Consider the following 11,113-nt stretch of genomic DNA (forward strand, 5'->3'; position numbering starts at 1 on the left):
TCAGCAGCATGACCTGAACATGACAAAGTTGTAATCTTGCTGTCATGTTGCTGTTTGGCGGTTTATGGCCTAATACTGCCAAAGCTATGTTTGGAGATGACAAGATGCGTTTGCTGATTGTGGAAGATGAACAAAAAACCGGCGACTATCTGAAGCAAGGCCTGAGCGAAGCCGGTTTTCAGGTGTCACTGGTCAGAAATGGCCTGGATGGCCATCATCTGGCGATGACAGAAGATTTCGATTTAATCATGCTGGATGTGATGCTGCCGGACGTCAGCGGCTTACGCATTGTGCAGGCGCTAAGAGAAAACCATAACCACACGCCGGTACTGTTTCTGTCGGCCCGCGACAGTGTCGACGACCGGGTAAAAGGCCTGGAGCTTGGCGCCGACGACTACCTGATCAAACCCTTTGCTTTCTCTGAAGTGCTGGCCCGGGTCAGAACCCTGCTACGGCGTGGTCAGGCCGTACCGCAGTCAGAATTATTGCAGGTCGCCGATTTACAACTGGATATCGCCAAGCGTAAAGCCAGCCGCAGCGGCGCCAAAATAACATTGAGTAATCAGGAATTTAGCTTGCTTGAGCTGCTGATGCGCCGCCGCGGCGAAGTACTGCCACGCTCGCTTATCGCCTCGCAGGTGTGGGATATGAATTTTGACAGCGACACCAATGTTATCGATGTAGCTATCCGCCGCTTGCGCGCCAAAATTGATGATGGCTTTGCGGCAAAACTGATCCACACCGTGCGCGGTATGGGCTATAAACTGGACGATGAGCAAACTGATGCATAAAGCTGGCAAGCGCCCTCTCTCGATCACCGTTCGCGTGGTACTTTTTGTCGCGCTAACCATTTCGATTTGCCTGTTCTTCGTGCAGCAATTACTGCTCAGCTCAGTCGAACATCACTTTATCGAGCAGGACGCCGACGAATTAGCCGTGATCCTGCACGCGGTTGAGCACACGCTGACTACCGCTCAGGACGGCCAGCAACAGCCGGCACAGACGCTGGCCAAAGCGGTATCGGGCCATCACGGTGTTTACTATCAGGTGATGGATAGCCAAAACCGCTTACTGTACCGCAATGCCGACGTTGACTTAAGCCTGCTGGCTGCCAACACCCCGGCCAGCGCCGACTACAATGCCAAAACCATCCACCACTGGCAGCTGGACGGCAAAGCCTATCGCGGTGTGTTCAGCCGCCTGACCACGGCAGATCAGCACTATAAGGTAATTGCTGCTATTGATATCAGTTTTCATACCCATTTCTTGGCGCAGTTACAGCGCAGCCTGGGGCTGATTTTACTCGGCTCTGCACTGCTCACCTTGCTGGCGGCCTGGCTGGCGGTGCATCAGGGGTTGAATCCACTCAGAGGCCTTAGCGAACAAATGCGTGATATTCAAACCAGTAAACTGGATATTCGCTTGTCCCCGGGCGAGGTCCCGACCGAACTGCGCCACATGGTGCAGTCTTTTAATCTGATGTTAGATCGGCTGGAGCAGGGGTTTACCAAGCTGTCGCACTTTAGTGCCGACATCGCCCACGAGCTGCGCACGCCGCTGACCAATATGATCACGCAAACGCAGGTCAGCTTATCGCGCGCGCGCAGCGCCGACGAGTACCAGAATCTGCTGTTCTCCAATCTGGAAGAGCTGGAGCGGCTGAATAAAATGATTAGCGATATGCTGTGGCTGGCCAAAAGTGACAATGGCCTGTTAACACTGCAAAAGCAGCCGCTGGAGCTAAAGCAGGAAGTGGCCGCAATTTTCAACTTTTTCGAAGCCTGGGCGGCAGAAAGTCAGGTTGGCCTTAGCTATCACGGTGCCAATATTATTGTGCAGGCAGATCGCACCTTGCTGCGCCACGCCCTGACCAATTTATTATCCAATGCGCTTAGGTATACCCCGCCCGGCGAAACCATTACCGTCAGCACCACCGCAGCAGCCGACAGCACCACCATCACGGTAGAAAACCCGGGCCAGCCGATCCCGCCACAGCATTTGCCGTTTTTATTCGATCGCTTCTATCGTGCTGACGCCTCGCGCCAACGCCAGATAGAAGGCTCGGGTTTGGGCCTAGCCATTACCAAAGCCATAGTCGATGCTCATCAGGGCCAGTTAAGCGTCGAATCAGATGCGCGCTCTACCCGCTTTAGCATCAGGCTTAAACTGGCGTGACGTCGGTTAAACTCACCGCGGTGCTATGCGGTATTAGCCAAGTAACATCCACAGCGCCACGCCAAACATCAGGCTGGCGCCGATGCGGTTTAAATACTGCACCCGGTTAGTTTTACTAAAAAACAGCGCCAAAGCTTTGCCGCCACTGGCGTACAGCAACATAGAGCCAAATTCCAGCAACAGAATAATTGCCACTAACACCAGCAACTGCGGCCAGAATGCCAGCGGGCTATCGATAAAGGGCGGCAGCAGCGCCATATGAAACGCCCAGCCTTTGGGGTTAGCCACTGCCGTAATAAAACCCTGGCTAAATAAAGTACGCCGCGCCAGCCTGGCAGGCAGCTCGCCTGGTTGCGGCAACGCCAGTTTGCCTTTAGCACGCCACATTTGCAGGCCTATGTAAGTGAGATATACCGCACCGGCAACTTTAAAACCCTGAAAAAAAGCCGGAAACTGCAGCATTATCGCCGCCACACCGCACACCGCCAGTATTGCCACCAACGCCACGCCGAGCATTTCGCCCCACATCATCCACAGCGTACGGCGCACGCCCTGGCTCATGCCCAACGTCATCGCCAGTGTCATGCACATGCCCGGGGTAACCGAAACAAACAAAAACGTCGGAATAAACGCACCCAGCAACGCCAGATTAACCATAACCACCTCAACTGCAAGATGGCGCTATTCTGGCCGGTTGCAGCAGCGCCAGCAAGGGCGTTAAGCGGGGGTTTTTAGTCAACCCGGCGCAGTAGCAAAATTATTCACAAAGAGGTTTTATTGCAATGGTAAGCAGGCAAAGTAGGAACGCTATTTAAAGGATTTAGCCCAAAAATCAAAGCGACTCTCGCGGTATATCTTTGCCTTGCCCTGCACGCAGTTCTTCCTGCTGCGGTAACTCCTGCCAGCATCCTGCCAACTCACGTACGGTTTGCGGCCAGTCGGCGTGATAGCCTTTGTAGTCTTGCTCGTTACCGGGATAAGTAGTTGGTTCAGTCATAGCTAGCTCCAAGCCCTTATTTGAGAGTAAGTATAACGTTGCTGGTTGCAGAATCTAGTAAGCATTACCTTCCCGCATTTGTTATTAGATAGTTACCCTGACTGTTCGGCGTCAACTATCTTGGCCGGTTCGCGTCAATTATGATGGCCGGTTAGGTTTTCGCATTTTATCTGGCTCCAGCCTGTTTTAACTGATGTTGTTTTCGATAGCTTTCCCCTTCTAATTCTATAATTGTCGCGTGGTGGATCAGCCGATCTATGGCCGCTACCGTCATCATGCTGTCCGGGAAGATCTGATCCCATGCACTAAACGGCTGATTGGCTGTAATGATCAGGCTGCCGCTTTCATATCGATGCGCGATAAACTCAAACAGCACCTGAGTTTCTGCATCGGTTTTTTTCACATAACCAATGTCATCAATGATGATCACCTGATACTTATCCAGCTTGCTCATCTCGCTCATCAGATCCAATTCGCGCTTGGCTTGTTGTAACTGCTGTACCAGACCGATAGCCGGAAACAGTTTGCAGCGTATGCCTTGTTCTATCAGCCGGTAACCCAGTGCATTGGCCAAGTGGGTTTTGCCGGTGCCACTGGGGCCTATCAGCAGGATGTTATCGGCATGATGCGCCCAGGACAGCTCTTGATGCAACTTAGCGATCAGCGCTTGATTTGCCCGGCTGAGCACGCTGTTATCCAGAGTGCTTAAGGTTTTTCCCGGTGCCAGCCTCCCTTCGCGTACCCAGCTTTGTGTACGCCGTGTAAAGCGCTCAGAGAGCTCGTATTCGCATAATGCCGCAAGGTAGTCACTGTGCGACCAGCCTTTTTCTACCGCGGTTTGCCAGAGTTTTTCATAGTGTCTGACGAACGCCGGCAGCCGTAATTCTTTGAGCAGTAATGCAACGGAGGAAGTCAAAATGGCACCTCCACATCGTGTTTCGCCTGGGCCTTCAATGACGTTAGCAGCGCATCATAACTTTGCAGGCTGTGCTGCTGACTCTTCAACTCAGGCGCACGTTGTGGTGTAAAGAAGCGCGCCTGGATAGCCTGGGTACTCTCAAATTGCCCCGCTCTGGCCTGCTGCAGCAGGGCTTCACCCAGCGCGTGTTCGCTATCATATTCACAGGCCAACCGTAGTACCGTGACGATCCATTTACAGGCCTCCTGTGCCGGTAAGGCATCATCCACTAACTGCCACAGCTCACGGTAATTGTCGTCAGGTAAGATGTTATCCCGCAGCTGCGAGAAACGAAACGCCTGCGGTTTAGCGGCCAGTGAGCGGATAATATGCCGGTAGTTGATACAACGTGCACGGCTTTGGCCGGGGGCCGGGTAAATTCGTGGCAAGGTCAGCGCCACTTGCTGGCCCACATAGAGCACCAGTTTGTCATGATACAGTCGTACCTGCAGGCGCTCGCCAATCAGTCGTGATGGCACGCTGTACACCACCCGGCGCACTTCAATGGTGGCACTACGGGTGACTTTAATGCTCAGTAAGGTGTAATCAGCAGCACCATACTCTGGTAAGGCCTGCAGGGCTTGCTGCTCTTCTAAAAAGCGGCTGCGTGAGCGCTGGTTTAGCTTGCCGACGATTTGATCAATAAAGGCCTGGTAGGCTTCGATACTGTCAAAGTCACTGTGGCCGCGAAGGAGCAGGTGCTGCGCCAGACGGCGTTTAAATGAGCCATTAGCGCATTCCACCACGCCATTCTCATGCGATTGCCCTAAATTATTCCTTGTCGGCGTCATGTTGTAATGCTCGCACAAGTCCTGATAGGCATCTGTCCAAACGTTTTGTGTATTGTTTCTGGCGGCACTGAGGCTATCGGTGCGGTGCTCCACCGGACAGCCACCGGCCTGCGTCAGCGCACGCTGTAAGCCGGTAGATAAGGCAGAATAACTCTCACCCCCCTGAACCACCGTCACTGAACGCCAGCCGCTATAAGCGAGTCGGAACTGATACAGTAAATGGGCAAAGGGCTGCTGCTTAATGGTAACCGGGCTATCAGGATGAGTGAAATCGGAGAAACCCTGTAAACCGGCTGGGGCTTGCTGGCGGAAGATAACCTCTTTCTCCGGGCCATGTAGCGCTTTCCACTGCTTAACCCGCCGCTGCAGGGTGCGCAAAATGCGCTGGTCATATTGGTCTGGGTAGTGCGCCTGCAAATGCTCCAGCAAAGTAATGGGCGTGAGCTCGGGCTTGGCGTTTAACAGCACAACCAATTCGGTTTCCCATACAGCTTCCAGTAGATCTTCGCGGGTGCGCCAATCTCTATCAGCTTTAACGCGGGGTAAGGTGTTGGACTGCTCAATACGTCGGGCAGTTCGGGTGGAAATGGCAGACTTCGCAGCAGCGATTTCTTGAGTCATGCCTTGTTGGCGATGCTGCATATACAGCTCCTCTTGTCGGTGGGTGATGTGTTGTCCAGGCACCTTGAACTCCGAACAGAAAACAAGGTACCTATTGTGACACCCAACCGGCCAAGATAATTGTCGTCAACCGGTCATCCTAATTGTCGCCGAACACCCTGACACCATTTCTTGCTTTCGCCTCTTTTAATGCATAAATTAATTACTATAATTTAACTTTTTAATTACGTTGCACAAAAAGGAATAGGTGCTATGGAGCAACAATCTGTTTTAAAAGATGTTTTTATCTCAATGGGTGCATGGGTTTGCTGTGTTTGCCTTGATAGCAGCTGGGTTACCACACCCTCAGCGCGGTTTTTATGCCCAAGAGACCAGGTGCGCTCTCCGGTTACAAAGGGATTTGAATGCCCCATACGTTTTGCAATGCGTTTATCTCGCTCGCGCTCCCACTCGGTAACGGGAAACTGCTTATCCCAAGCAATTAAAAGCTGCTGTTGTTGGCGAGACATGTTGAGGTCATAACGGTCGTGCATGTAAAAGTAAATCCGAGCGATTTGCCCTTTAATCGCATCGCGCGGCTCTGCGGCTCTTGCACTAAAATCGATTTTAACCGGACATTGACCATGCTGCGGCTTGGCATTAGAAAGCATGGTGAAGTTGAAATTGGAGCGGTCGGCATTGACTGGAACAGCTTTATCAGCGATACCCATCGAGTGATCAAGATGTGCTCTAGAGAGTGGGCTGTACTGAACAAACTTTAAGATGGAATGGTATTATACGGTCAGGTGTTCAGAAACACGTTACCGCACACACATTCAGGCACTCTTTCGCAACACAGCTTTTAAAAGCGGGAACAGACATTCGTACAGTTCAAGAGCTGTTAGGGCATACGGATTTGAAGACAACTCAAATATATACACATGTCATCGGTCAACATTCATCAGGGACAATTAGCCCTATAGACCGATAATTTCGTTTTAAATAAACCGGGCTTCATGTCCGGTTTTGCGGTAAAAGCGGTCATTCGCATGCGGATTGTGTTGAGGTGCTGAATCTCTGCTTTTCGCTCAAAGTGAAGATCGTCACTAAGTGCCAAAAGCCGAATTGACAGTTATCTTTTTAGTATGTGTACTTTGGGTCTGAATGCGGCATTCGTATATGCAACTTGCTTAAGTGCTGAATTCGCGACTTTGTTGTGAGTAAAGCCGCGAATTAGCGTTTTAGTGCACTATCATAGCCAAATAAGCTATCTTCTTACTTTTCCAATAGCACCGCTCTGGATTCTGGCAGTGGGAGAATTTAATAACGGCGCATTGGAAGCGCTCAGAACGATAAACGCAATCCCACGTTCAACGTCGTGATTTTTCCGTACTCATAGCCTGCGACCAGTGCGATGTTGGGACGGAGATACCAGCGGCCGTTCGCACCGATCAGGACGTCTGATTCGAATGGGTCTGAACCGCTGGATGCGATTCCACCGACCGCAGTGTAACGCGCATGGCCTTGAAGATGCACAGTTTGCGTTGCTGCCCAGATAACGCCAATCTCAGCACCGATACCGCTATCGTCAGCATCGACATCTAGATTGAAACCTTCGGCGCGCGCATCCTTGAACTCAAGCTGATCAAGGCTTAGTCGACCATAGTAAGCCAACGTTTCTGAGACAGGGTATTGGTAACCAACGCCAATGCGCCAACGCGTAACGTCGTACTCACCAGCAGCAGTGTTGGTGCCGCTGCGGATCTCAAGCTCTTGGCCAAGTGATGCATACTCGCCAAACAGGTGCATCTGAGATCCAAACTGCCACGCACCGCCAATAAATCCACCACCATCGGCATCGCTTTCAAGATCGAGTGGGACGGTCCCTGTGACTGCTCCGGATGTCTCTATATCGTTGACAAAACCACCGACAATACCTCCTTCAATGTAGGTAAAGCCGATATCTCCGGAACGGGCCATTACCGGTCCGGCTAACGATACCGCAATTATTGCCATGATCATTCTTTGTGGCTTCAACATTTAAGCATCCTCAATTGTGAGTTATCGACGTTCTACTCAGGCTTTTGTTAGCACGTATCTTGGAAACAAAAGCGCACGACGCACGATTAATAGATAAAAAGTTATGCTCAAAAATTGAGCTGAGCGAAAAAAACCGCAATTTTTTATGCCTGTTTAACTGCTTTACATACGGAAACTACTGCAAATAGATTAGCCCTGATTGCAGTTATACAACTAAGAAAAATTCACTTCTGCGGTAAAAAAATTAGGTGTTCAAAAGCGCATTACTCCGGATGTCGACAGTCAACATTCTTTAGGGACAATTAGGCCTATACAAGGTTAATTTACTATTGAAATAAACCGGACAACACGTCCGGTTTTGAGATTGAGCCGACAATCGTATGTATATTATGGTACAGGGAGAAAATTCTGCAATTCGCTCAAAGTGAAGATCGTATCTGACTGAAAACCGGACATGTTTCAGTCTGAATTGAGTAATGCTTGGTTCGCATAACCTGCCTGATGCTTTCAAGGAAAGGTGAACGAGTCATGTAAGCTCCTTTGTTGATTATCGAGTGTGTTACTGAGAAGTCTCAGTAATGTCGTAAATTAAAAGTAAATTATGTCCTTAACTGGCCTCTTAAGTTATTGATTTTCAGTGAACTCATAGGTATAAATTTGTTTTGCCTTTCGGATGTTACTGAGAGGTCTACATAATAACTGTTAGAGTTTATGAAGATGTTTGAGCGAATTCAAAAAGAGACTCATATAGTTGAAGATCGAGAGCTTACAGCTAGCTATGATCGTTTCAGCACAGTTTTTACCTTGTCGCTCGATGGAAAAGTTCTGGTTTCAAAACCTTTTGTCTTCAGTTCGAAATATGAAAGCGAAATAGAAATTGCATCAAAAATATACAAAGTTCATATTTTCGCGTTTATTCTTTGGCGCTCAAAACTAACTGTAAACAACGAAGTAATTATCGAAGAGTTAATCCCATCAAGAAAAAGAAAGAGCATCGGAGGATTAATCTATTCATTAGCTCTCGGTACTGCCAGGGTGCTGGGATAAACTCTAACAAGGCGCTATTGTCGCCGCATGCGCGGCTGGGACGGCTTACGCTGCGCTCCAGCCGCCCCAAAGCTTTGCGTTAGCAGTAAGGTGAAGAATGACAGATATTCAAGTCATCGCTGATGAATATATAAATATCGCCCAAGAAAATTTTGGTCCGATGTGTTCCGACTGGGAATATGTGGGGGTAGAAATCAATGATATGGGACCACACCTTCGTTATTACCCGGAAGATGGACAGGTGGCTATTTCACTTAGTGAAAAAACTCAAGATGACGAGATTCAGCTTCATTTTCAATTAGCTCATGAAGTTTGCCATCTTTTATATCCAACAATGAGCTTGAGTGGTGAAAAGGAACCGACAACAGTCCTTAATGAAGGGGTTTCTACCTATTTTTCGCTTTGGGCTACAGGCCGTTATTGCTCGCAAGAGTTCTTAATCGACAATCTGAAACAACACAGCAGTAACTATTATCGAGCAATGCTTTTAGTTCATGAGCTTCTGGAAATTGACCGGGAAGCTATCAAGAAGCTTAGAATGTATGAGCCAAGATTAAATAGATTATCTTTTGAACATTTTGAAAAATCTAGAGTTTCGGCATCGGGGAGGCTCATCAGTGACTTGCTTGCTACCTTTGAGTAATGCTGCTAACAAACCGCTTAAATTCGTTCCGGCCACAAAAAGCGTGGCCTCCACCGGACTCGCTAACGCTCGCCGTTTAGCGGGGCGTTGAGGCTGTAGAAAAACCTCTTTTCACCCGATCAGGTTTGTGATCAAATAGTGTTGTCTGATTAAAAAGTGGACAACACTTTATGCCTAAATATATCCCTTACGATTACAACCAAAGTGCCATGGTGGTGATTAACTATCTTGATCAGTTGCAGCCAGGCACCTTTGAACATGCAATTCATTATCTAATTGATCACAAGCTCGACCTGTCGATATTTCACTGTAAATACAACAACAATGATAATGGACGGCCGGCATATGACCCTGCGGTGCTTTTGAAAATCATCCTGTTTGCTTACTCCAAAGGCATCACCTCTAGCCGTGAAATACAGTGGTGCTGCGAAACCAATATCATTTTTAAAGCACTGTCGTGCGATACAGTGCCGCACTTTACGACGATAGCGGCGTTTGTCAGCGGCTCGTCGGTGCAAATTGCGCAGCTGTTTGAGCAGGTGTTGTTGGTTTGCCATCAGCAGGGTTTGCTGGGCAACGAGCTGTTTGCCATCGACGGTTGCAAAATGCCGTCCAACGCCGCCAAAGAATGGTCTGGTACTTTGAAAGAACTCACAGCCAAACGAGATAAACTCAAACGGCAAATTTGCTACCACTTGGAGCAACATAAGAAGCTCGATGAACAAGCCAATGCAGATGAAGTGCGTAAAGCGCGACATCAACAAAGCATCGACACGCTCAATAAAGCGCATGACAAAATCACTGATTTTTTAAAGACCGCCAGTCCACGGATGGGCCAGGGCAAAAGACCCAAGGAAGTCAAAAGTAACATTACTGATAATGAATCCGCCAAAATGACCACCAGTAAAGGCACTATTCAGGGCTATAACGGCGTGGCGGCGGTGGATAAAAAACATCAAATCATCGTGGACGCACAAGCCTTTGGTGAAGGGCAAGAGCATCATACGTTAGTGCCTGTGCTTGAGAAAATAAAGCAGCGCTATAAAAGTATGGGGATCAGCGAAAAGATCTTCGACGGTAAAACCATCGTGACGGCAGACACGGGCTTTGCGAATGAAGCGAATAACAGTTACTTGTATCAACAGCATATCAATGGCTACATCCCAGACAACCAGTTTAGAAAACGAGATCCCAAATTTAGCGAACAAAAACAAAAGTATGGCAAGCGGCATCAGCAAGACGCGGCAGGCCAAAAGGCAGTCATCCCAGCAAGTGAATTTGAATTTGATCCAATTGCGATGAAATGTATTTGCCCAGCTGGATTGATATTGTCGAGCCGGGGTATCAGGATAGAACCAGATGGCCAACAACGGGCCTTGTTTACGGGTAAGTTATTACAGTGCCGCAGTTGTGATTTAAAAGAGCAATGCATGGTAAACCCAGAATCAGCGAATGATAGAAAAGGCAGTGGACGGCAGGTGTCATTTTTACTCAAAGCCAATGCGCCGCCCAATTACACCGATTGGATGAAACAACGAGTCGATAGTGATATCGGCAAACAGATATACAGCCATCGGATGTCAGTTGTAGAGCCGGTGTTTGGCAATATTGGCACCAATAAAGGGCTTAACCGCTTTAGCTTGCGCGGAAAAACCAAGGTGCAAGGCCAATGGCAGTTGTTCTGTATGGTACATAACTTAGAGAAAGTAAGCCGATATGGCAAAGTGGGGTAAAACTAGGTGAGGAGCGGCCTAAACTCCGTTAATAGTGTGCCTAATGAAGCAAATTAACATCAGAATAAATCTTGTCTTGAAATCCCCACCAGAAACCTGCAAAGTTGATAACAAATAATAAACAGAATA

The 11,113-nt window shown here is 48.8% G+C and carries 11 protein-coding genes and 1 pseudogene; 6 read left to right on the forward strand and 6 right to left on the reverse strand.

The window, feature by feature from the left end; genetic code table 11:
* The first annotated feature begins 104 nt into the window (after positions 1–104).
* Together AJE_RS10650 and AJE_RS10655 are read left to right on the forward strand one after the other, a co-directional pair.
* Positions 105–791 (forward strand): heavy metal response regulator transcription factor, encoded by a 687-nt coding sequence (locus AJE_RS10650; RefSeq protein WP_008950841.1) that lies wholly within the window; start codon positions 105–107, stop codon positions 789–791.
* Entirely contained in the window at positions 784–2,175 is a 1,392-nt protein-coding gene (locus AJE_RS10655) for a Cu(+)/Ag(+) sensor histidine kinase (RefSeq protein WP_008950842.1), read from the forward strand. The genes AJE_RS10650 and AJE_RS10655 overlap by 8 nt, the downstream gene beginning before the upstream one ends.
* A 33-nt stretch (positions 2,176–2,208) precedes the next feature.
* Here AJE_RS10655 and AJE_RS10660 read toward each other — a convergent pair whose 3' ends face one another.
* From AJE_RS10660 to AJE_RS10680, 5 genes are all read right to left on the reverse strand, one after another.
* Positions 2,209–2,832 (reverse strand): LysE family translocator, encoded by a 624-nt coding sequence (locus AJE_RS10660; protein ID WP_008950843.1) that lies wholly within the window; start codon positions 2,830–2,832, stop codon positions 2,209–2,211.
* A gap of 175 nt (positions 2,833–3,007) precedes the next feature.
* Positions 3,008–3,172 carry a hypothetical protein gene (locus AJE_RS18555; protein WP_157999935.1) on the reverse strand — a complete coding sequence of 55 codons (165 nt, stop codon included), beginning with the start codon at positions 3,170–3,172 and terminating at the stop codon, positions 3,008–3,010.
* A 166-nt stretch (positions 3,173–3,338) separates the two neighbouring features.
* Positions 3,339–4,088, reverse strand: a complete 750-nt coding sequence (gene istB, locus AJE_RS10670) for an IS21-like element helper ATPase IstB (RefSeq protein WP_008950844.1) — start codon at positions 4,086–4,088, stop codon at positions 3,339–3,341.
* Positions 4,085–5,605 carry an IS21 family transposase gene (istA, locus tag AJE_RS10675; protein ID WP_193353312.1) on the reverse strand — a complete coding sequence of 507 codons (1,521 nt, stop codon included), beginning with the start codon at positions 5,603–5,605 and terminating at the stop codon, positions 4,085–4,087. The genes istB and istA overlap by 4 nt, the downstream gene beginning before the upstream one ends.
* Positions 5,606–5,766: 161 nt before the next feature.
* The gene (locus AJE_RS10680; RefSeq protein ID WP_008950846.1) at positions 5,767–6,252 is read right to left on the reverse strand and encodes an endonuclease I family protein; all 486 of its coding nucleotides are present in this window, start codon (positions 6,250–6,252) and stop codon (positions 5,767–5,769) included.
* Positions 6,253–6,326: 74 nt separating this feature from the next.
* Here AJE_RS10680 and AJE_RS18235 point away from each other — a divergent pair.
* A pseudogene (locus tag AJE_RS18235) lies at positions 6,327–6,512 on the forward strand (tyrosine-type recombinase/integrase); the annotation flags it as partial.
* A 353-nt stretch (positions 6,513–6,865) separates the two neighbouring features.
* Here AJE_RS18235 and AJE_RS10685 read toward each other — a convergent pair.
* The gene (locus AJE_RS10685; RefSeq protein ID WP_008950848.1) at positions 6,866–7,561 is read right to left on the reverse strand and encodes a hypothetical protein; all 696 of its coding nucleotides are present in this window, start codon (positions 7,559–7,561) and stop codon (positions 6,866–6,868) included.
* Between the two features lie 711 nt (positions 7,562–8,272).
* Between AJE_RS10685 and AJE_RS10690 the strand changes: the two genes are divergently transcribed.
* From AJE_RS10690 to AJE_RS10700, 3 genes are all read left to right on the forward strand, one after another.
* Positions 8,273–8,608, forward strand: coding sequence for a hypothetical protein (locus AJE_RS10690; protein ID WP_008950849.1), 336 nt, complete (start codon positions 8,273–8,275; stop codon positions 8,606–8,608).
* A gap of 97 nt (positions 8,609–8,705) precedes the next feature.
* Complete coding sequence (locus AJE_RS10695; RefSeq protein WP_008950850.1) at positions 8,706–9,251, forward strand: hypothetical protein; 546 nt, start codon at positions 8,706–8,708, stop codon at positions 9,249–9,251.
* Between the two features lie 170 nt (positions 9,252–9,421).
* Positions 9,422–10,984, forward strand: a complete 1,563-nt coding sequence (locus AJE_RS10700; RefSeq protein ID WP_008950851.1) for a transposase — start codon at positions 9,422–9,424, stop codon at positions 10,982–10,984.
* Positions 10,985–11,113: the final 129 nt, after the last annotated feature.

It is taken from the genome of Alishewanella jeotgali KCTC 22429, assembly GCF_000245735.1.
In the GTDB taxonomy this organism is placed as follows: Bacteria; Pseudomonadota; Gammaproteobacteria; order Enterobacterales; family Alteromonadaceae; genus Alishewanella; species Alishewanella jeotgali.

Bases quoted from the DNA above. Each gene is read 5' to 3' on its own strand.
- AJE_RS10685 (WP_008950848.1), bottom strand. From the start codon at position 7,561: ATGTTGAAGCCACAAAGAATGATCATGGCAATAATTGCGGTATCGTTA.
- AJE_RS10695 (WP_008950850.1), top strand. From the start codon at position 8,706: ATGACAGATATTCAAGTCATCGCTGATGAATATATAAATATCGCCCAA.
- AJE_RS10680 (WP_008950846.1), bottom strand. From the start codon at position 6,252: ATGGGTATCGCTGATAAAGCTGTTCCAGTCAATGCCGACCGCTCCAAT.
- AJE_RS10660 (WP_008950843.1), bottom strand. From the start codon at position 2,832: ATGGTTAATCTGGCGTTGCTGGGTGCGTTTATTCCGACGTTTTTGTTT.
- AJE_RS10690 (WP_008950849.1), top strand. From the start codon at position 8,273: ATGAAGATGTTTGAGCGAATTCAAAAAGAGACTCATATAGTTGAAGAT.
- AJE_RS10650 (WP_008950841.1), top strand. From the start codon at position 105: ATGCGTTTGCTGATTGTGGAAGATGAACAAAAAACCGGCGACTATCTG.
- AJE_RS10655 (WP_008950842.1), top strand. From the start codon at position 784: ATGCATAAAGCTGGCAAGCGCCCTCTCTCGATCACCGTTCGCGTGGTA.
- AJE_RS10700 (WP_008950851.1), top strand. From the start codon at position 9,422: ATGCCTAAATATATCCCTTACGATTACAACCAAAGTGCCATGGTGGTG.
- AJE_RS18555 (WP_157999935.1), bottom strand. From the start codon at position 3,172: ATGACTGAACCAACTACTTATCCCGGTAACGAGCAAGACTACAAAGGC.